The sequence below is a fragment of the Pseudoalteromonas sp. HL-AS1 genome (genome assembly GCF_031198785.1).
Taxonomy (GTDB): domain Bacteria; phylum Pseudomonadota; class Gammaproteobacteria; order Enterobacterales; family Alteromonadaceae; genus Pseudoalteromonas; species Pseudoalteromonas distincta.
Genome location: NZ_CP133569.1, coordinates 1,079,583 through 1,100,896 on the forward strand (window position 1 = coordinate 1,079,583; position 21,314 = coordinate 1,100,896).

Annotated in this window: 20 protein-coding genes; 15 read left to right on the forward strand and 5 right to left on the reverse strand. The window is 39.4% G+C overall.

The genetic code is table 11. From position 1 onward, the window contains the following. Nucleotides 1-3 precede the first annotated feature (3 nt). The 10 genes from lspA (at nt 4) to RB214_RS05050 (ending at nt 9,569) form a co-directional block, all read left to right on the forward strand. Nucleotides 4-504, forward strand: a complete 501-nt coding sequence (gene lspA / locus RB214_RS05005; protein WP_002958230.1) for a signal peptidase II — start codon at nt 4-6, stop codon at nt 502-504. Continuing rightward, complete coding sequence (gene fkpB / locus RB214_RS05010) at nt 501-941, forward strand: FKBP-type peptidyl-prolyl cis-trans isomerase (RefSeq protein ID WP_002958231.1); 441 nt, start codon at nt 501-503, stop codon at nt 939-941. Before lspA ends, fkpB begins: the two co-directional genes overlap by 4 nt. After that, on the forward strand, nt 941-1,870 hold the full coding sequence (gene ispH / locus RB214_RS05015; protein WP_309168525.1) for a 4-hydroxy-3-methylbut-2-enyl diphosphate reductase: 930 nt from the start codon (nt 941-943) through the stop codon (nt 1,868-1,870). The genes fkpB and ispH overlap by 1 nt, the downstream gene beginning before the upstream one ends. Before the next feature lie 29 nt (nt 1,871-1,899). Continuing rightward, nucleotides 1,900-2,934, forward strand: coding sequence for a histidine kinase (locus RB214_RS05020; RefSeq protein WP_309168526.1), 1,035 nt, complete (start codon nt 1,900-1,902; stop codon nt 2,932-2,934). Next, a complete protein-coding gene (locus tag RB214_RS05025) occupies nt 2,931-3,632 on the forward strand; it encodes a LytTR family DNA-binding domain-containing protein (protein ID WP_309168527.1) in 702 nt (233 codons plus the stop codon). Before RB214_RS05020 ends, RB214_RS05025 begins: the two co-directional genes overlap by 4 nt. 185 nt (nt 3,633-3,817) lie before the next feature. Then, nucleotides 3,818-4,381: a type IV pilus modification protein PilV gene (pilV, locus tag RB214_RS05030; RefSeq protein ID WP_002962225.1), complete on the forward strand. Its 564-nt coding sequence runs from the start codon at nt 3,818-3,820 to the stop codon at nt 4,379-4,381. A 1-nt stretch (nt 4,382) separates the two neighbouring features. After that, nucleotides 4,383-5,393: a PilW family protein gene (locus RB214_RS05035; protein WP_309168528.1), complete on the forward strand. Its 1,011-nt coding sequence runs from the start codon at nt 4,383-4,385 to the stop codon at nt 5,391-5,393. Next, nucleotides 5,381-5,911 (forward strand): pilus assembly protein PilX, encoded by a 531-nt coding sequence (locus RB214_RS05040; RefSeq protein WP_309168529.1) that lies wholly within the window; start codon nt 5,381-5,383, stop codon nt 5,909-5,911. The genes RB214_RS05035 and RB214_RS05040 overlap by 13 nt, the downstream gene beginning before the upstream one ends. A gap of 1 nt (nt 5,912) precedes the next feature. Continuing rightward, a complete protein-coding gene (locus RB214_RS05045; protein WP_309168530.1) occupies nt 5,913-9,140 on the forward strand; it encodes a PilC/PilY family type IV pilus protein in 3,228 nt (1,075 codons plus the stop codon). Between the two features lie 9 nt (nt 9,141-9,149). Then, on the forward strand, nt 9,150-9,569 hold the full coding sequence (locus RB214_RS05050) for a type IV pilin protein (protein ID WP_309168531.1): 420 nt from the start codon (nt 9,150-9,152) through the stop codon (nt 9,567-9,569). Between the two features lies 1 nt (nt 9,570). Here the strand turns inward: RB214_RS05050 and RB214_RS05055 are convergent, their stop codons facing one another. Both RB214_RS05055 and RB214_RS05060 read right to left on the reverse strand, forming a co-directional pair. Next, nucleotides 9,571-10,101, reverse strand: coding sequence for a GspH/FimT family pseudopilin (locus RB214_RS05055; protein ID WP_309168532.1), 531 nt, complete (start codon nt 10,099-10,101; stop codon nt 9,571-9,573). Nucleotides 10,102-10,179: 78 nt separating this feature from the next. After that, nucleotides 10,180-10,731: a GspH/FimT family pseudopilin gene (locus tag RB214_RS05060; RefSeq protein ID WP_309168533.1), complete on the reverse strand. Its 552-nt coding sequence runs from the start codon at nt 10,729-10,731 to the stop codon at nt 10,180-10,182. Nucleotides 10,732-10,891: 160 nt separating this feature from the next. Between RB214_RS05060 and glnB the strand changes: the two genes are divergently transcribed. Further along, nucleotides 10,892-11,230 (forward strand): nitrogen regulatory protein P-II, encoded by a 339-nt coding sequence (glnB, locus tag RB214_RS05065; protein WP_002962211.1) that lies wholly within the window; start codon nt 10,892-10,894, stop codon nt 11,228-11,230. Nucleotides 11,231-11,278: 48 nt separating this feature from the next. Here the strand turns inward: glnB and RB214_RS05070 are convergent, their stop codons facing one another. Together RB214_RS05070 and RB214_RS05075 are read right to left on the reverse strand one after the other, a co-directional pair. Next, on the reverse strand, nt 11,279-12,652 hold the full coding sequence (locus RB214_RS05070; RefSeq protein WP_024598303.1) for an IS4 family transposase: 1,374 nt from the start codon (nt 12,650-12,652) through the stop codon (nt 11,279-11,281). A gap of 124 nt (nt 12,653-12,776) precedes the next feature. Next, a complete protein-coding gene (locus tag RB214_RS05075; RefSeq protein WP_002962210.1) occupies nt 12,777-13,541 on the reverse strand; it encodes an outer membrane protein assembly factor BamD in 765 nt (254 codons plus the stop codon). Nucleotides 13,542-13,682: 141 nt separating this feature from the next. On the opposite strand from RB214_RS05075, the gene rluD reads away from it, so the two are divergent. The 4 genes from rluD (at nt 13,683) to RB214_RS05095 (ending at nt 19,576) form a co-directional block, all read left to right on the forward strand. Beyond that, entirely contained in the window at nt 13,683-14,660 is a 978-nt protein-coding gene (gene rluD / locus RB214_RS05080; protein ID WP_149594281.1) for a 23S rRNA pseudouridine(1911/1915/1917) synthase RluD, read from the forward strand. After that, on the forward strand, nt 14,660-15,391 hold the full coding sequence (gene pgeF / locus RB214_RS05085; RefSeq protein WP_309168534.1) for a peptidoglycan editing factor PgeF: 732 nt from the start codon (nt 14,660-14,662) through the stop codon (nt 15,389-15,391). The genes rluD and pgeF overlap by 1 nt, the downstream gene beginning before the upstream one ends. Before the next feature lie 96 nt (nt 15,392-15,487). Then, nucleotides 15,488-18,064: an ATP-dependent chaperone ClpB gene (gene clpB / locus RB214_RS05090; protein ID WP_309168535.1), complete on the forward strand. Its 2,577-nt coding sequence runs from the start codon at nt 15,488-15,490 to the stop codon at nt 18,062-18,064. A 138-nt stretch (nt 18,065-18,202) separates the two neighbouring features. Beyond that, the gene (locus RB214_RS05095) at nt 18,203-19,576 is read left to right on the forward strand and encodes an IS4 family transposase (RefSeq protein WP_309168536.1); all 1,374 of its coding nucleotides are present in this window, start codon (nt 18,203-18,205) and stop codon (nt 19,574-19,576) included. A gap of 52 nt (nt 19,577-19,628) precedes the next feature. Here RB214_RS05095 and RB214_RS05100 read toward each other — a convergent pair whose 3' ends face one another. Then, on the reverse strand, nt 19,629-21,176 hold the full coding sequence (locus RB214_RS05100; RefSeq protein WP_309168537.1) for a PAS domain-containing methyl-accepting chemotaxis protein: 1,548 nt from the start codon (nt 21,174-21,176) through the stop codon (nt 19,629-19,631). Nucleotides 21,177-21,314 lie beyond the last annotated feature (138 nt).

Consider the following 21,314-nt stretch of genomic DNA (forward strand, 5'->3'; position numbering starts at 1 on the left):
TTAGTGAGCAAACTAGCCCAAAAAAGTGGTTTAGTGTGGCTTTGGTTGAGTCTATTACTTTTAGTAATAGACTTTGCCAGTAAAACACTTGTTGTAGGGACTATGGCTTATCAAGAGTCTATAAACTTACTCCCTGTTTTTAGTATTACTTATGTACATAACTATGGTGCTGCTTATAGCTTTTTAAGTGAAGCGGGTGGTTGGCAGCGTTGGTTTTTAAGTGCAATTGCCGTTGCTATTAGTGCTTTGCTTGTATGGTGGCTAAAACGCTTACCTGCTACAAATAAAGTACTATGCGGTGCTTATGCATTGGTACTTGCTGGCGCTATTGGTAATTTATACGATCGTATTGCGTATGGTTATGTAATCGACTTTATTCACGTTTTTTATAAAGACTCACATTTTCCTGTATTCAATATTGCCGATTGCGCTATTTGTATTGGCGCAGCATTATTGTTATTTGACGCCTTCACCGGCGAGAGTCCAAAGGAGCATAAAGCATGAGCCAAGCTGTAATTGGTGAAAACTCGCAAGTTATTTTCCATTTTTCTATTAAATTAGAAGATGGCTCTGCCGCTGATTCTACCAAGGTGCACAACAAACCTGCTAAATTAACAATGGGTGATGGCAGCTTAACGGCAAACTTCGAAAAGTGTTTATTAGGTTTAACTGCAGGCGAAAGTAAAACGTTTGAATTAGAACCTGAAGATGCTTTTGGTCAACCAAACCCAGATAATATTTACTACGTTGACCGTAGTAAGTTTGGTCCAGAAACACCAGCTAAGGTAGGTGCAATTATTGCGTTTACTCAACCTGATGGCACTGAGCTTCCTGGTTTAGTTCGCGAAGTGCAAGGTGAGTCGGTAACGATTGATTTTAATCACCCTTTATCTGGCCAGCGTTTAACCTTTGAAGTTGATATTATTGAGGTGGAAGGTTAATGGAAATATTACTAGCTAATCCTCGCGGCTTTTGCGCTGGTGTTGACCGTGCTATTAGTATTGTTGAGCGCGCTTTAGATATTTTTGAAAAGCCAATTTATGTTCGCCACGAAGTAGTACATAACCGCTATGTGGTTGATGGACTAAAAAGCCGTGGTGCGGTATTTGTTGAAGAGCTTGATCAAGTACCTGACGACAGTATTGTTATTTTTAGCGCACATGGCGTATCGCAAGCGGTTCGCAGCGAGGCTAAACGTCGTGATTTAAAAGTATTTGATGCAACGTGTCCGCTTGTTACTAAAGTACATATGGAAGTTACACGTGCGAGTCGTAAAGGTATTGAGTGTATTTTAATTGGACACCATGGTCACCCTGAAGTAGAGGGAACAATGGGACAATATGATAACTCAGCCGGTGGTATTTATCTTGTTGAAACCGTTGATGATGTTGTTGCGCTTAATGTAAAAAATGCTGAAAATCTTTTTTACTGTAGTCAAACGACTTTATCAGTTGATGATACTGCTGATGTTATTGATGCACTACGCAATAAGTTTCCATCAATTGACGGACCTCGTAAAGATGATATTTGTTATGCAACGCAAAATCGTCAGGATGCTGTTCGTGACTTAGCTGACAAAGTTGATGTGCTATTAGTTGTTGGCGCTAAAAACAGCTCTAACTCTAATCGCTTACGTGAACTTGCAGATAAAATGGACACTGTTGCTTATTTAATTGATGATGCAACTGATGTGCAAGAGCAGTGGGTTTCAGGTTCTAAATCAGTGGGTGTAACTGCGGGTGCATCTGCGCCAGAAGTACTTGTACAACAAGTTATAAGCCGATTAAAAGATCTTGGTGGTACGCAGGTTGTTGAAAACCCAGGCGAAGAAGAGAATATCGTATTTGCTGTTCCTATAGAGCTACGTTAATTTAAAATTTAGATTATAGGAGAGTCGTTATGAGCAAGTCACTAAAAAATGATGGTTTGCTTTTTTCGGCTCTTTTTAATGAGCGAGGCGTACTAGCTTCGCTTGTTGTTTCTCAAGTTATTGCTATTGTTTTAGCCTTTGCACCCAATGTAGAAGGCGATATTTGGCTTCGACTTGGGATCATCAGTTTGTTTATGCATTTAATTGTTTTAGTCGGTACCTCTTCTTTATACTTTTGTAGATTTTTCTTACAAACGCGCACTCAAACTTTTCAGTTAAGTTTGTTTTTTATCTTTTTTTTATTATCTACATGCATTTTTAGTATTTTATTTTCTCATTTTGCTTTTGATATAGATAATACAGATAACTTAATTTATTTCACACTTCGCAATTGCATTATAGTGGCTTTGCTGGCGGCTTTATTCGTCCAATTTTTATTAATTCATTTTGAAAAAGAGCAGCAAACTAAAGCGCTTTCTCGAGCTGAGCTTGATGCCTTGCAAGCTAGAATACGTCCTCATTTTTTATATAATAGTTTAAACACTGCTGCAGAGCTTACTCATCATGATGCCGATGCGGCAGAGCAGGCTATTTTAGCATTAGCCGCCTTATCGCAGGCTGCAATGCACTCAGGAAAAAATGTATCTCTTGACGATGAAATAACGCTGAGTAAGCAATATATAGCACTTGAAACGTGGCGTTTTGGTAATCGCTTAAGCGTTGATTGGCAAATACCCAATGAACTACCTGCATTGAGTATTCCTTGCTTAACCCTGCAGCCATTAATTGAAAATGCAGTATGCCACGGTGTTGAAACAAGTGAGCATGGTGCAGAAATAAAAGTAGAGCTACATATTACTACCGGCTATATAACCATGATTGTTTCTAACCCTATAACAATTTCTAATGCTCAAACTAGGCCTAATAACGGCATGGCGCTTGAAAATATTCGCCAGCGATTAAATATTTATTATAAAAATAAAGCGCAGCTAACAATTACTAATAAAAATGATGTGTTTAGGGTCAAGGTCGTTATTCCTAAGCTAATTGAGGGCAGTGTATGAACGTACTCATTGTTGATGATGAACCTCTTGCGAGATCGCGCTTAATTCGTTTGTTGGCACATGATAAAAGCATAGTTGTACAAGGCGAGGCAAGTAATGGTAATGAAGCCCTAGTACTTGCTAAAAAGCAAACGCCAGATTTGATTTTTTTAGATGTTGATATGCCCGGTATGAATGGTTTACAAGTTGCTAATGAGCTCAATAGTTTAACTCTACCTCCTGCTATTGTTTTTATAACTGCTCACCCTGAGCATGCCTTCGATGCTTTACAATTAAGCGCTGCAGGTTATTTAGTTAAACCTATTTCAGAGCAATCATTGCAAAAGGTGCTTAAGCAAGTCGGGCGCTTAAATAAAGTACATATTCAAAAACAACAAAATGTAAAAATCTCTTATCAGCTAGCTGGTACTCTACGCAGTGTTGATATAAATGATGTTTTGTATTTTAGTGCCGAAGAAAAGTATACCAAAATGATATTCTGTGGTGGAGAAGCTTTACTTGAACAAAGTCTAAAACAATTAGAGTTACAATTTCCTACACATATTTTGCGAATCCATCGCAATACATTGGTTAATAAACAAAAAGTCATTGCTTTGCATTCAAAAGCGAATGGCAATCATATGATTGAGCTACAAGGGGGCAGTGAGTTATTGCCAGTGAGCCGCCGTGAGCTTAAATTAGTAAAAAATTCGCTTTAGGCTTACCTTGCAATTAACCTCCCCCTGATTTAAATACATTTGAGTCTTAATTATCAACGGTGTTATTGAATAAACAGGTTTAATTAACCGTTTATCAACAAATATAACCGCTTGTCTTAGTCCTCATTGATTCCTCAAATAAATAACATAAACTTATAATCAGATAATTTTTATTTGGTTTTATTATGCAATCACCTCACATAAAAGTGCAAAGAGGCTTCACTCTGATTGAAGTGCTAATTGCATTTATTATTCTTAGTTTTGGCCTTTTAGGTGCAGTTGCCTTGCAAGCAAAAGCAAAGCAAGCAAGCTTTGACTCTATGCAGCGTGCTGCTGCAGTTGCTCTGGGAAATGACATTATTCAACGTATTCGTGCTAATGACACTATTGATATGATAAAAGATTACGGAGGCGTTATACAAAGCTCAGCGAATAGTAATACTTACTCGAGTTGCTTTGGTGCAATATGTAGTTCTTCTGATATAGCAAAATTAGATATAACACAATGGAAACGTGCTATTCGAGCTAGTGAAAATACGGGTACTTTAGATGATGCGACAATATGTATAAATCCAACCTCAGTGGCAGATACTGGAGGCAAAGGGTTTAACATTGAAGTAATTATATCATGGCAAGGGCGACAAGAATTTAAAGCAAATACAGTTACAGGAAAAGTAACTTGTGGTGATGAAGCTAACAATAAACGCCGTTTAGTGGTTTTAACCAGTTATATATATGTGAGGAGTTAGCATGAAGCAAAAAGGGTTTACTCTTGTAGAGGTTATGATTTCGCTATTTATTGGTGGTTTGATTTTAGGTGGTGTCATGTTCACTTTTATTAGTATGAAAGTCACCACAAAAGACACGATGAGCATAGGTGAACTCCAAGAGTCTGGCCGCTTAGCCATTAATATTATGCAGCGCGATATAGAGCAAGTGGGTTTTTGGGGAACTTATTACGATGATTCATTTACTGCAGCAAACACAACGGTTACCGCGACGGGGGTAGCAGGTGATTGCTTAGAGGGAGCTAATAATGGCAGCTTTCCAGATCTAATCAGTAGTAGTAATTTTCGCACTATTTATGCAAAAACTACTAAGAGCAAAGATAACCTAAATTGCATAAATGATGGCATTATTCCTGCTGATGATAAAGAGACCGATATTCTTCAACTAAAGTTTTTACAAGGTGACCCTCAATATGATGCTATTGCTGGTACTAATACTACTAGCGATAAAATAAATTATTTTATCGCAGAACAAGAACAAGCACGCTTTGTAACTGGCAAATATACCCCGGCAAATATCAATGCAACTATTTGGCCATATAGCCATCATGTTTATTATATTAAAGAAGAAGAATATGTAGTAAATAATAAAAAAATAAAAGTTCCCGCATTAAGACGAAAACGATTAGTAAATGGAAAAATGACCTCTGAAACGATAATGGAAGGGGTCGAAAATATGCGTTTTTTATTTGGATTGGACACTAATAGCGACAGTCGAGTTGATACTTATAAAAGTGCCAGCACAATTACTGCCGCTGAATGGGAAAACCGCAAAGGTATGTTAACGGTGCAAGTGTTTTTACTAGTTAGAGCATTGCAACCAGATCCGGGCTTAAAAATAAAAAATCAAAAATATACCTTAGGTGAAGGTGCAGGTAAACGAGATCTAACTTTTAATGATAATTATAGACGCACTGTTTTTACAACAACTATTCGTTTAAGTAATGTTGGAGGTAATCTATGGAAAATTTAAAGTTGTTACCAAGTAAGCAACAAGGTGTGGTGCTTTTAACCGCATTAATTATGGTGATAGCTGTTACCGGCATTGCAGTTACTCTTATGAGTAGTAGTACAATTGATATTAAAATTACTAATGCAGCACAAGAGCGAGAAGTTGCAGAAAATCAATTGATTGGCGAAGTGCAAAGAGTAATTGCGTCAGAAGCTAAAAAAGGTGCTGATAGTGACTTTTTTCTTACTCCAGATGAGATCGCTACAGATTCGGGTAAGCTTGATGCTGATGGTAATAAAATCACTATACCAGAGAAGGACATTACAGAGCCTGGGCACGAAATGAAAAGCATAATGACGAACTTAAATAATGGTTCGCTAGAGCTTAATTGCCCTCGTAGTTATAGTTTTACAGCGGGTGTTTCATGCAACATGGTTCAAGTATCTACTACGATAGAATATGGCTCTAAAAGCAAGCATCAACTAACCATTGTTACAGGTATTGCACAAGAAATGGTTAGCGTAAGTAAGGGGATTTAAGATGAAATTTAAATTAAATAAAGTGCTTACCCCATTATTGGGATTAACACTCAGTATGTCAGCTGTTGCTGAAGATATAGAGCTGTATGTAAATCACGATGTAGAAACTGATGAAAAACCACGTGTAATGATGATCTTTGATACTTCTGGAAGTATGGCTTGGGATGTTATAGATGGAAAGCAGTGTTATCAATGGGATGGAGGCTCAACAAGTAATCCTCGGTTTTATCAAAGCACATGTTTTGAGAGCTCAGGCTCTCGCGATACAAAAGATTGCTTCAAAAAAGTTAACTCAGGCACCAAGTTAGGTCGATTTTATAATGGACCAACAACAAATGGGTACGATTACAATTACAGTAACAATTACTATGACAATATATGTAATGATAGTCGGCTAAACGTTGCACAGAATGCGATCAAACAGCTGGTCGGTGATAATGATGATATTGACTTTGGATTAATGCGATTTAATGGTGGCTCAGGTGGATATGTACTAGCAGGCGTTGGTGCAGATAAAGCTAATATATTACAAAAAATTAATGATTTACCTGCAAGTGGCGCTACACCAATAACGGAGACGTTATGGGAAGCCTACCGTTACATTACCGGACAGAATCTTGATTTTGCCAGTGGGAATGACGATCGTGATAAAAGTATAGATAACAACAAAACTTATGAATCACCGTTTAAGCAAAAGGATGGTGAACCATTACGTTGTGATAATTCAATCAATGTTATTGTGATGACTGATGGTGATCCTACTAGCGATAGTGGAAGAGATAGCCAAATTGCAGATGTCCATAACGATCTATTTACTGACAATATACCTTTTGACGATGGGTACTACAGCAATAGTTATTTAGTTGCAATGGCGAAAATTTTACATGGAACGTCAGATACACAAGTCGATTTATATACACCAACAAGTGATGTGTTAGATACAGGCCGCCTTTACACCATTGGTTTTGGTACTGGTATGAGTCAAGGAGGGATTGATTTACTCGATAAAGCGGCAAGTGTAGGTGGTGGGCAGTATATAGAAGCAAAAACCGCTGAAGCACTTTCAGAAGCTTTAAAAAATACAATTTCAAGAATTAGAGAAGTAAATGATAGTTTTTCATCGCCATCAGTAGCTAGTAATAATGTAGATCAAACACGTAGCCGCGATGCTATTTATTTCGCGATGTTTTATCCAGAAACCGGTGCTCGCTGGCGTGGCAACCTAAAAAAGCTGAAAGTATCAGGGAGTCAGATTGTTGACTCAAAAGGACTATCGGCACTTGATGAAAATGGTTTAATTGATGAAAATGCGAAAACATTCTGGTTGCCAGATAACGAGCCAGCAGATGGTAATTTAGTTGCTCAAGGCGGTGTGAACCTTCATTTAACGACATTAGATTCAGGTAGCCGTAATTTATACACTGATAAACAGGGAGCTATAGTAGATTTTAATACTTCTGTTGTGAGTGATATTCTCAACTTGGTTGATAACAACCCGCTCAGCTTATCGAGTAATGACGTTAAATGGGCGATGGGTATTGATGTTGATGATGAAGATGGCGATGGGTCTAGCGTTGACCAGCGAAAAGATATTTTTGGTGACCCTCTACACTCTAAACCTGTTGCAATCGATTATGGTAATGATGATGTTCGTATTCTTATTGGTACCAACGCTGGCTTTTTACATATGTTCAAAGATAGTGGTAATACCGTTAGCGAAAGCTGGGCATTCATCCCTTCTGCTTTGTATGACATTATCAAACCTCTTCGTAATAACAAAGACGACACAAAAGTATACGGTATGGATGGTCCTATTAGAGTGTACTTGGGTAATAATGCCTCCGACGATGATGTCGTTTGGGCATTTGCTGGAATGCGCAGAGGCGGTAGAAATTACTATGGACTTGATATAACAGACCCTGATGAAAAGCCTAAAAAATTATGGGATAAACCAATTGAAGGCGGGAAAGGTGATTTTGTAGAGCTTGCACAAACATGGTCTAAACCACAAATAGCCTACATTAAAGCCTTTGGGGATAAACCCTTATTAGTTTTTGGTGCTGGTTATGATACTAAGAAAGATGAAGCGATACGCAGTGAAGATGATGTAGGGCGAGGTATCTATATTGTTGAAGCTGAAACCGGTAAAAGAGTATGGGCATTAACACCGGATATTAATGGCTTTAAAGGTAAACACAGTATTGCGGCTGATATAACGACACTCGACTCAGATTATGATGGATATATAGACCGAATTTATGCGGCAGATACCGGTGGGAATATTTGGCGTGTAGATATGCCAGGTAGTAATAGTGAGGAGTTTAGTCATTATAAATTAGCTGAGCTTGGTAGTAATAAAGCAACTGAAGACAGACGCTTTTTTTACCAGCCACTCGTAGCACGTACAATTTATAGCAAAGTAACTCAAACCACCGGCGAAAAAGGGGAAGTAGTTACCACGCGCTTAGATACACCTTACGATGCAATTGTTATAGGCAGTGGTAACCGTTCTAAACCAACCGGCACCAATGAGAAAAATCAATTGTTTATGATCAGAGATGAAAATACAGTTACCAAATCGTATAAAACTAATGCTCCAGATACTATTGTGCCTACTGATTTGATGCAAATGAATTCAGACCCATTTGGTAATGCGTTAGATGACGTTGATGATTTTGTTGATTTGGAAGTTGATTTGGCTAAATTTAATGGCTGGAGATATGAGCTAGGAACGGGTGAAAAGTCGCTAGCTGCTGCTACAGTTATTGGAGGTGTTGCTTATTTTACAAGTTTCACACCTGCATCAGATACATCGACTGAAAACCAATGTTCACTAAGTGGTGGTGGTGGGTCTTTATACGCATTTCACCTACATTATGGTACGAAAGTGTATGACGACCTTAAATTTACAACCAGCTATGATGTACCAGATACACCTCAGTTATACTTTGGTGAAGGCCCTTCATGCGTAGATGTTAATGGAGATGGTAAATGCGATGACAACCCAACCGTTGACGTAACACAAGAAAGTCAGTTTTATTTAATAGGGCCTGGTATTAAAGGTGAAAATGCGGAAAATCCAATGAAACCTGCTGAAATAAAGGGTCCTGGTTTAACTATTGTCGATGGTAAAATTCAGTTAGTAAATGACAATACTCTAGGGTTTGGCTTTAAAACACAACAAACATATATTTATAAACGTGAAGAAAATGACGAAGTTAATAAATAAGGAAATTAGATGAAAAAACAACGTGGGTTTACCTTAATTGAGCTGATGATAGCTGTTGCTATCGTCGGCATACTTGCAGCAATTGCGTTACCTAATTATACAGAATATGTAAAGCGTGCTTCGCGCGCTGAAGCTGCTGCAGCATTATTAGATGCAGCAAACAAGGAAGAGCAGTATTTTGTTGATAATAGGGAATATACAGAGAAATTTACAGATTTAGGGTTGCAAGACAAAACCGAAAATGGTCATTTTGAATTATCTATTGATGTAGATGATGACGACAATACATTTACCATTACCGCAAAACCTGTGGCTGGACCGGTCAAAGGTGACGGCGATTGTAAGCAAATTACAATTACTGATACCGGTTACAAAGGCGCCAAAGGTACTAAAGGTAATTCAGATGTAGAATACTGTTGGGGGCGTTAATTTACTTCTTCTGACACTTATCAGTTGATTTAATACGGATACGTCCAGTTTGACTTACAGATAAAGCCAATCCTTCGAGATTGGCTTTATCACTATTGGGGCAATATATAAAAGTCCCATTTTGGAAGCCATTTAAAGACCCATCCGGGCGAAAAGTAATGGCGCTACGAGGGTATTCTAAAGTATCAGCTTCATGAACATCCTCGAAAGTACCTAAGAGTAGTTCATCATCATCTAACGAGGTTGATTTATCTTTGTCGATAAAGAGTGACATTTGGCCATTCCACTCGTCTTTTGTACATTGACTGTCTTTTAGTGCACAAAGCGTGACGTAAGTAGCATTTTCAATCGCATAAAGGCGGCCATAATTTATATTTCGGTGTAGCAGATTCACATGGTTATCTAAGCGGTTTTTAGCTAAAAAATCTGGGTAAAACCACATAGATAATTGGCTGATAATACTGACAACAGCCATAGATACCATTAATTCGAGAAGTGTCACTCCCTTGTTTTTTGATATTGATAATCTCATCCTTGAAGACCTGAGTTAATAAATGATTAACTCAGTATAGTAAATGATAAAAATATGACAATATGGGCTATGTCTTTTTTAACCACATTTTTTGTCTGTATCGCCAACGTAAAAGGCTGTACCTGACTGTGATACGGTTAATGCTTTATTATTTTCATTAGTACCATTGGGACAAAAAATAAAGTCTCCAGGTTTCGTCGTAATTCTACCACTAGTATTAAAGCGTAAGCGACGATCGTTACCATCAAACGACAGCTTATCGTTGTCTGATATTTCTTCCATTGCTCTTAGTAATGTATCAGAAGCGTTATTGTAGTTTCCATCATTATCAACATCGATAAACACAACAATAATCTTATTCACATCCCACTTGGCGTTGCAGTTGAACGTATCTTGTTTGTTTTTAACTTTTCCTTGTCCTGTAGGACATACAACAACTATTTCATCAGTGCTTGCGGCTTGAGAGCGGGCATATGCAATGTTTCTTTTTAATTCCAACAAAAAGTTCTCAGCTCTATTTTCTTCTAACATGTCACTGCTATTCCAAAGTGCAATTGAGGCGATAATGCCAACAATAGCCACGGTTACCATGAGTTCTAAAAGAGTGAATCCGTTTTGTTTGTTTTTCATATTAATCTCATTTACTGCTAGTCATTTAAGTATAGCTATTTTTATATAATAAATTATACCATGATCGGTTGTTTTATCACCGTAATTCAATCGCTTTGTTTGCTATGAACATCATGATTGTCTAAAATCGAGGCAACTGAAGCTTTCAAAAGTAATTAATATGAAAAAAATAGAAGCAATTATTAAACCTTTTAAGTTAGATGATGTGCGTGAAGCGTTGTCTGATGTGGGTATTACGGGGATGACGGTAAGCGAAGTTAAAGGCTTTGGGCGTCAAAAAGGTCACACTGAGCTATATCGTGGTGCAGAGTATATGGTCGATTTTTTACCTAAAGTAAAACTTGATATTGTATTGACTGATGAAGATGTAGACCGTGCAATTGAAGTTATTGTAAAAACGGCGCAAACAGGAAAAATCGGTGATGGTAAAATATTTGTCACAGATGTTGAGCGTGTAATACGTATTCGTACTGCAGAGGAAGATGAAGAAGCGATTTAAGCTTGTTTTTCTATGTAGTAAAAAGGCGCTTAGTAAGCTGTCTCTTGATCACAAGTCTGACTCAAGAGATTTTGCTAAATCGTAGCCTTCCAGGATGGCTTGTAACTTAAGCCATCCTTTCCATAACACTTTCACAGATGCACGCCCTGTGCGCTTGGTATCTTTCCAGCCTCCTAACTTTGCCAGTTCCTGATACGCCCATGACATATTTGGAGCAGTTTCAGGCAATGGTGTTTTTATTCTCTTTAACCACAATAACTTCCATGCTTTGGGAGATAACAGTTGTTCACAACTTGGAGAATCAGGCTGCTCATTGGTGAACTTTAGTTGCAATATTCGCGTCGCAATAAAGCCATTAATCGTCACCAATCTTTCCATGTTATCTTGGCTTTGAAGGCGTAAACTTTCGATATCCGTACCATCACTTTTCCAGACTTTATGGTATTCCTCTACAAGCCAACGGTGCTCATAGTAGGTGATGATAGCTAAGGCGTCTTCTTTGCTGGTGACTGGTTCACTGGTTAATAGGTGCCAGCTTAAGCCGTTCTTAGCGTTTCCTCGCTCTGTACAGCCGACATAGTAAACTGGGAGGGAGTGTCCTTTCTTATTGTAAGGCGCTTTGAGTGTCACTGGCGCATAGGTGATATCCAGTGTTGCGCTTCGGGCTTTTCTTCCTCCTTTTTGTGCAATGTGGATGTGTTTGGTGCCTGCACTCATCAGCTCGCTTGCAAACGCATAGAGCTTATCCTCACCTTCTTCAATATGACGACTTTGCATCGAGCGTACGACGAATCGTTGCTGCTCGGTCAGTTTATACTGCAAGTATTCGTAGATGTCCGCTTCGCGGTCACACACCGATATCACGTTCGCCATTTGTCCTTGCAGCCGCTCTGCCATCGCTCGTGACGCTGACTCCCACTTGTAACTTTCTTTTTCTTCGTAAGAAGTCGTCGCGTGTTTTTCTCTTTTTCCAATCGTGTTGATATCACGACTCCAGCGAGACTGTTCAATTAATCCCACAACTTGCTTTGTGTCTGGCGCAAACAGTAATACGCTATGAGCTAACAAGCCTCGTTGTTTTGCTCCTCGTCCGACATGACCCAAATCATCTCGAATGGAGGAATGCTTATAAATTAGTGTGGTCGTGTCTTCTAATGCGAGCAATAAGTTATGACTTTTTGCTTGTTCAACCGTGGCTTTAAAGCCTGACTCTGCTATAGCCGTTGCGTCAATATTCTCGTTGCGAATAAAGCGGTAGGCACCTTCCATATCGGCGGGGGATTGAGTGATGTTCACAAGTGGTTTTCCTGGTTCATTTGCAAGCGTTGATGCTAACTTTACCAGACGCGCTGTTCTTCTTGGATCACCTAAGTCCGATTTACCGAATTGTTGTTTTGCCCAATGAGTATGTTCGTTAATCATAATGTGCCCTCAAACAAGATTTGAAGATCTGATCATGACATTGAGATTTAGTTCAAAAAAATCCCCGCTAATTTCTTAGCAGGGATTTGTGTATAAGAGACAGCTTAGTAAGCGCCTTTTTTATTTATTTAGTTCTTTTATTTAGTTTTCGTGTTTGCTTTGCGTGCTCACTAAGCTCAGTTAAACCTAATTGGTCGTAACTTTTTTCCATCATTTCAAGCGCGGGATCTAAGTAACTGCTTTGTGAATAATGCTCAACAACAAACTTACCTCTATTAGCAGCAGCTAAATAAGCTTCACGTTCGTAATAGTAAGTTGCTACTTTTAATTCATAACGTGCCATGCGGTTTAAAAGCCACACTAAACGACGCTTAGCTTCAGGCGCGTAATCACTTTTAGGAAAACGCTTTACTAATGTCGATAAATCAGTAAATGCAACACGAGTACGGTTAGCATCACGGTCGGCTCTATCTACACCAAAGTACTCTTGGAACGCATTTTTATCAGCTTTAATATTTACTAAACCACGCATGTAATACATGTAGTCTAAATCTTTATGATTTGGGTTTAAGCGAATAAAGCGGTCAATGGTTGCAAGTGCTTGTTCAGTATTACCTGATTGATAATGTGCATAGACTAAGTCCATTTGTACTTGCTTAGAGAATGGGCCAAACGGATAGCGAGAGTCTATAGCACTCAAAAGTTCAATTGCACGAGCATATAAACCAGAATCTAGCGTTTCTTTTGCATCTTCATATAAAGCGTGTGCAGACTTATTCGGTACACGTTGAATGTCTTCTTGGTCTGGAGCAGACGAACAAGCGCCTAAACTAAGTACAGAAACTGAAAAAACAATGGCAAATGCACGTTTCCCTATTTTATTTATCATTTTATTTGTTACCTTCGATGTCTTCGGCTAGGCCAAGTCGGTAAAACCGAGTAAACTATGCGTATTATATTATGCTTTTATTAAAAGCGATTCTAACCCAGTCGAGCAAAGCTTGCACTGGTAAATTGGGTAAAGTTACTAATGTCAGAGCAAATTTCTCTTCAAGCCGACGTTCCAACCGAATTAGGTGGTAAACGTCTAGACCAAGTATTAGCACAATTGTTCCCTGATTATTCACGTTCTCGTATAAAAACGTGGATTTTGGATGATAAAATCACTGTAGACGGTGAAATTTTCAACACTCCACGCGAAAAGCTACTAGGTGGTGAAGTTGTAAGTGTTGAAACAACAATTGAAGCACCACGCGAATACGAAGCACAAGATATCAAATTAAACATTGTTTATGAAGACGATGATATTTTGGTAATTAATAAACCAATGGGCCTAGTGGTTCATCCTGGTGCGGGTAACCCTAATGGAACAGTGCTAAACGCACTATTACATTACTATCCTGAAATAATTAACGTGCCTCGCGCAGGTATTGTGCATCGTTTAGATAAAGACACGACCGGTTTAATGGTTGTAGCTAAAACGATTCAGGCCCAAACGCATTTGGTAAAAGCACTACAAAAGCGCGAAAATTTCACTCGTGAATATGAAGCACTGTGTAATGGCACCATGACTGCTGGTGGTATGGTTGAAAAAGCAATTGGCCGCCATCCTACGCAGCGTACGCATATGGCCGTACATGAAATGGGTAAGCCGGCAATTACACATTACCGTGTTGCTGAAAAATTTCGTGCTCATACTCGTTTACGTTTGCGTTTAGAAACAGGTCGTACTCACCAAATTCGTGTGCATATGGCACATTTAAATCATCCGCTAATTGGCGATCAATCTTATGGCGGCCGTCCGCGTCCACCTAAAGGTGCAACACCTGAGTTATTTGAGTTACTCCGTAGCTTTAGACGCCAAGCACTGCATGCTGTAAAATTAAGTATTGCGCACCCAATCACCGGTGAAATGATGACATGGCAAGCTCCTATCCCTGACGATATGGTTGCTATGACACATGCACTACGTGAAGATACTAAAGCTAATCCTGATATCGATAGATAATGCACTTATTGTCAGCGACATGGCAAAACCTTCATAAAGTAGGAACGTTAAGTACTACTTGTGGAGGTGGTGTTTCAAAAACCCCATTTGAAAGTTTCAATTTGGGATACCATGTTGGTGATAATAAAAGTGATGTATCAAAAAACCGCTCACTATTAACCAAACACTTACCTAAACCTGCCGTGTGGCTAAATCAAGTTCATAGCTCTGATGTTGTTATTGTTGATGAATATTTTGACTCTAAAAAGTTACATAATGCTGATGCGCTTTATACTCGGTTATTAAACCAACCTTTGGCTATAATGACTGCCGATTGCTTACCTATTTTATTAGTGAGTGATGATGAGAATGAAGTTGCAGCTATACATGGTGGCTGGCGAGGGCTTGAGCAGGGAATTATTAAAAATACTTTAGAATGTTTTAACTCGAGGTATGAAAATATAAATGCTTGGCTAGGGCCTGCAATTGGGCCAACTCAATTTGAGGTTGGCGCTGAAGTGTTTGAGTTATTTCAAAAAAGGTCTTCTTCATTTATTCAAGCATTTACACCACAAGCTAATGGCAAATTTCTTGCTGATATTTATGGCATTGCGCGTACTTTACTTACCCAGCAAGGCGTTAAAAATATTACAGGCGGCGACTATTGTACAGTCTCTCAAAGTGACTTATTTTTTTCTTACCGGCGAGATGGACAAACCGGACGCATGGCAAGTTTGATCTGGCGCAAGTAATTAGCACCTTTAGCTATTATATTTCTCTCTACACCTTGAACAAACACCTAAACATACCCATTAATTAAGCAATTAGATTATTTAATAGGTAACACCATGCGTTTAGATAGATTTACAAGTAAATTTCAATCTGCGCTTTCTGATGCGCAATCGCTAGCCCTTGGCCGCGATCATCAATTTATTGAACCCGTACATTTAATGTATTCATTACTGCAGCAAAGCGGCTCCAGTGTGCGCGCGTTATTTGCCCAAACGGGGGTCAGCGCAGATGAACTTAACACCAAGCTTTCACAAGAAATAGAAAAACTATTTAAAGTAGAAGGTGTAGGTGGCGATGTGCAGCTATCAAATAATATGGCTTCACTTATTAACCTATGTGACAAGTATGCGCAAAAACGCAAAGACAAATACATTTCAAGTGAATTGTTTGTACTGGCGGCATGCGACGATAAAGGTCCACTTGGCGATATATTCAGATCGTTAAATATTACCTCGACTAAAATTGAAACCGCAATTAAAGCGATTCGTGGTGGTCAAAAAGTTGATGACCCAAATGCTGAAGAAACACGCCAAGCGCTTGAAAAGTACACGATTGATCTAACTGAGCGAGCAGAGCAAGGTAAGCTTGACCCTGTTATTGGTCGTGATGACGAAATTCGCCGCACGATTCAAGTATTACAGCGCCGTACTAAAAATAACCCTGTATTAATCGGTGAGCCAGGTGTTGGTAAAACAGCAATAGCAGAAGGTTTAGCACAGCGTATTATTAATGGTGAAGTACCTGAAGGATTAAAAAACAAACGTGTTTTATCGCTTGATTTAGGAGCACTAGTTGCGGGCGCTAAATATCGCGGTGAATTTGAAGAGCGTTTAAAATCAGTGTTAAACGAATTGGCTAAAGAAGAAGGCCAAGTCATTTTATTTATTGATGAAATACACACTATTGTGGGTGCAGGCAAAAGTGATGGCGCAATGGATGCGGGTAATATGCTAAAACCAGCTTTAGCACGCGGTGAGTTACACTGTGTTGGCGCAACCACGCTTGATGAATACCGTAAATATATAGAGAAAGATGCAGCCCTTGAACGTCGATTCCAAAAGGTACTCATTGAAGAGCCGTCGGTTGAAGATACCATTGCAATATTGCGTGGCTTAAAAGAGCGATATGAGCTACATCATTCAGTAGAAATTACTGATCCCGCGATTGTTGCTGCAGCTCAGTTATCTCATCGTTACATTAGCGATCGCCAGTTACCAGATAAGGCGATTGATTTAATAGACGAAGCGGGTTCTTCAATTCGATTACAAATTGATTCAAAACCAGAGTCGCTAGATAAGCTTGAGCGTCGTATTATCCAGTTAAAATTAGAAGATAATGCACTTGCTAAAGAAAAAGATGAGGCGAGTCAAAAACGTCGCAGTGAAATGCAAGAGTTGATCACCGACCTTGATGGGCAATATCGTGAGCTAGACGAAATTTGGAACGCTGAAAAAGCATCGCTTCAAGGCACGCAAGTAATTAAAGCCGAGCTTGAACAAGCAAGATTAGATTTAGATGTAGCGCGAAGAGCAAGCGACTTACAGCGTATGTCAGAGCTGCAATATGGGCGAATTCCAGAGCTTGAACGAAAACTTGATTTAGCCTCACAAGCCGAAATGCAAGAAATGACTCTGCTTAAGAACCAAGTAGGTGAGGATGAAATTGCTGAAATTTTATCTCGCTGGACAGGTATTCCTGTTGCAAGAATGCTACAAGGTGAGCGTGAAAAGCTGCTGCAAATGGAAGATAAGTTACACAGTAAAGTAATAGGGCAAGATGAAGCGGTCGTTGCTGTTGCTAACGCAATAAGACGCTCACGTGCAGGACTTGCAGATCCTAATCGCCCAATTGGTTCTTTCTTGTTTTTAGGTCCAACTGGTGTGGGTAAAACCGAGCTGACAAAAGCACTGGCTGGTTTTATGTTTGATACCGAAGACGCCATGGTGCGTATCGACATGTCTGAGTTTATGGAAAAGCACTCAGTTGCACGCCTAGTGGGCGCACCTCCAGGTTATGTGGGTTATGAAGAGGGCGGTTATTTAACAGAAGCTGTTCGTCGTAAACCTTACTCAGTTATATTGCTTGATGAAATAGAAAAAGCACACCCAGATGTGTTTAACATTTTACTGCAAGTGTTAGATGATGGCCGATTAACTGACGGACAAGGTAGAACCGTTGATTTTAAAAATACTGTTATTATCATGACATCAAATTTAGGCTCAGATATTATCCAAGAACAAGCGGGTAATAATGACTATACGACCCTTAAAGCTAAAGTAATGGAAGTATTGATTAATGAGTTTAGACCTGAGTTTATTAACCGTATTGACGAGACTGTTGTATTCCACCCGTTAGCAAACGAGCATATAAAAGAAATAGCTGATATTCAGTTAATGAAATTACGTGAGCGTTTAACAGAGATGGGGTATCTGCTTGAAATAAGCGATGCTGCACTTGAGCGAATTGCAGCAAGTGGGTTTGATCCTGTCTACGGTGCACGCCCGCTTAAGCGTGCTATTCAGCAAACGATTGAAAATCCGCTAGCACAAAAGCTACTTAATGGAAACTACATACCAGGTAGCGTGATTGTTATTGATGCAAATGACGACGCTTTGGTATTTACCAAACGCTGATTGTAAATAATTGAACTCTAAAGCCGCTAAAATAGCTGTCTCTTATACACAAATCCCTGCTAAGAAATTAGCGGGGATTTTTTTGAACTAAATCTCAATGTCATGATCAGATCTTCAAATCTTGTTTGAGGGCACATTATGATTAACGAACATACTCATTGGGCAAAACAACAATTCGGTAAATCGGACTTAGGTGATCCAAGAAGAACAGCGCGTCTGGTAAAGTTAGCATCAACGCTTGCAAATGAACCAGGAAAACCACTTGTGAACATCACTCAATCCCCCGCCGATATGGAAGGTGCCTACCGCTTTATTCGCAACGAGAATATTGACGCAACGGCTATAGCAGAGTCAGGCTTTAAAGCCACGGTTGAACAAGCAAAAAGTCATAACTTATTGCTCGCATTAGAAGACACGACCACACTAATTTATAAGCATTCCTCCATTCGAGATGATTTGGGTCATGTCGGACGAGGAGCAAAACAACGAGGCTTGTTAGCTCATAGCGTATTACTGTTTGCGCCAGACACAAAGCAAGTTGTGGGATTAATTGAACAGTCTCGCTGGAGTCGTGATATCAACACGATTGGAAAAAGAGAAAAACACGCGACGACTTCTTACGAAGAAAAAGAAAGTTACAAGTGGGAGTCAGCGTCACGAGCGATGGCAGAGCGGCTGCAAGGACAAATGGCGAACGTGATATCGGTGTGTGACCGCGAAGCGGACATCTACGAATACTTGCAGTATAAACTGACCGAGCAGCAACGATTCGTCGTACGCTCGATGCAAAGTCGTCATATTGAAGAAGGTGAGGATAAGCTCTATGCGTTTGCAAGCGAGCTGATGAGTGCAGGCACCAAACACATCCACATTGCACAAAAAGGAGGAAGAAAAGCCCGAAGCGCAACACTGGATATCACCTATGCGCCAGTGACACTCAAAGCGCCTTACAATAAGAAAGGACACTCCCTCCCAGTTTACTATGTCGGCTGTACAGAGCGAGGAAACGCTAAGAACGGCTTAAGCTGGCACCTATTAACCAGTGAACCAGTCACCAGCAAAGAAGACGCCTTAGCTATCATCACCTACTATGAGCACCGTTGGCTTGTAGAGGAATACCATAAAGTCTGGAAAAGTGATGGTACGGATATCGAAAGTTTACGCCTTCAAAGCCAAGATAACATGGAAAGATTGGTGACGATTAATGGCTTTATTGCGACGCGAATATTGCAACTAAAGTTCACCAATGAGCAGCCTGATTCTCCAAGTTGTGAACAACTGTTATCTCCCAAAGCATGGAAGTTATTGTGGTTAAAGAGAATAAAAACACCATTGCCTGAAACTGCTCCAAAAATGTCATGGGCGTATCAGGAACTGGCAAAGTTAGGAGGCTGGAAAGATACCAAGCGCACAGGGCGTGCATCTGTGAAAGTGTTATGGAAAGGATGGCTTAAGTTACAAGCCATCCTGGAAGGCTACGATTTAGCAAAATCTCTTGAGTCAGACTTGTGATCAAGAGACAGCTAAAATAGCGGCTTTTTTATGTCGACTATATTGCTAGGTATTAAACTTTAAAGGTTAGTAATAAATCGTTCACCTTACGTGAGCCTTCAACAAGTTCAGCGGCTCCTTTTGCCACATTAAAGCTCAAGCTTAAGTTGTTATCGCCAAAGTCTTTAATTTGCGAAACATTATTACTAATGTCGTTGCTAACCATTTGTTGCTCTTCTGCAGCCGATGAAGTTTGTATTGCCAAATGAGATATTTCACTGATTTGGGTAAAAATTTCCTCAAGTTCAACTTGGGTTTTATCGGTTGTCAGAACACAGTTATCGGCTTGTGTTTTAGTGCGTTGCATTACTTTAGACCAGCTAAATAAAGTATCTTGTATTTCTTTGATAGAGCTATGGATTTGTGTTGTAGCATTTTGAGTGCGTGACGAAAGAGTTCTTACCTCGTCGGCGACTACAGCAAAACCTCGCCCATGTTCTCCTGCTCTAGCAGCTTCAATGGCAGCATTAAGTGCAAGTAGGTTAGTTTGATCCGCAATACCTTCAATTTCACTCATTACCTTACCAATTTTGTCGGCTTCAGAGGCTAAGCTGGTGGCTGTGGTTGCAGCCTCTTCTACTTGAAAAGCTAAATCAGATACCATTTTACTATTATCGGCAATATGCTCTTTTATTTCAGAGCAGCTTTGATGGGTGTTATTTACTTTATCAGCTGTTTGAGAAGTATTTACTGATATTTCCCCAATGGTCGAACTCATTTGGGTCATCGCGGATGCAATTTGCTCTAAACGTTCACCTTGTGAAGAAATACCTTTTTCAGTAAGCGTTGATTGTTTATCTAGATTAGTGGCGATGCCATTAAAACTTAATGTTGAGTCTTTCATACGACCAAGAACAGTACGCAATTTTGCACTTAGCATTTGCTCTCTATAATCACTTACACTGTGGGGTGTGTGGCCGCTGTAAATATAACGAGAGACTGAATCAGCTGTTGCTTTTTGATCGCGCAATATTTTAGGGGTAACAATGAGTTCGTCATAATTTAGCACAATAACCAAAGCGCAAATAAATAGGCTAATTGCAGCTATTGTGATTGAGCCCGCAACAGCGACAAAAATTAGCCAAAGTAGTAGACATATAAAAGTAATACTTTGTCTTATTGTGGTGTGTTCTCGCAGATTAAATAATGATTTGTTGGTATTTATTTTGTTGTAAAGAGTTTGTGCGCGTTGTTTAAGCTGTGAGCTCGCTTTAGTTCTTACTGATTGATAACCAATGAGCTGACCATGTTCAAATATAGGGGTTACAAAGGCATCTACCCAGTAATAGCGACCATCTTTACAGCGGTTTTTAACCATACCGCGCCAAGAGTGTCCTTGCTTTAGTGTTGTCCACATTTCTTTAAAAGCAGCTTTTGGCATGTCAGGGTGACGAACAATATTATGATGCTGACCGATAAGTTCTTGCGCACTATATCCGGCTATAGAACAAAACTCTTGATTGACGTATGTTATTACACCTTTAAGGTCGGTAGTAGAAACAAGCTCTTGTGACTCATCAAAGTATACTTCTTCATTTTTTAAGCTTTTATCATTGCGCATTATATTTGCTATCATCCTTTATTGTTGGAGCCATTATATTGGTTACAACATACAAAGCAAAAAATAGCGTATGTCCTTTTGTACTCATAAGGTAAATAATTGCTTTTATTGATCTAGATCAAGTTTAAATACCAGACA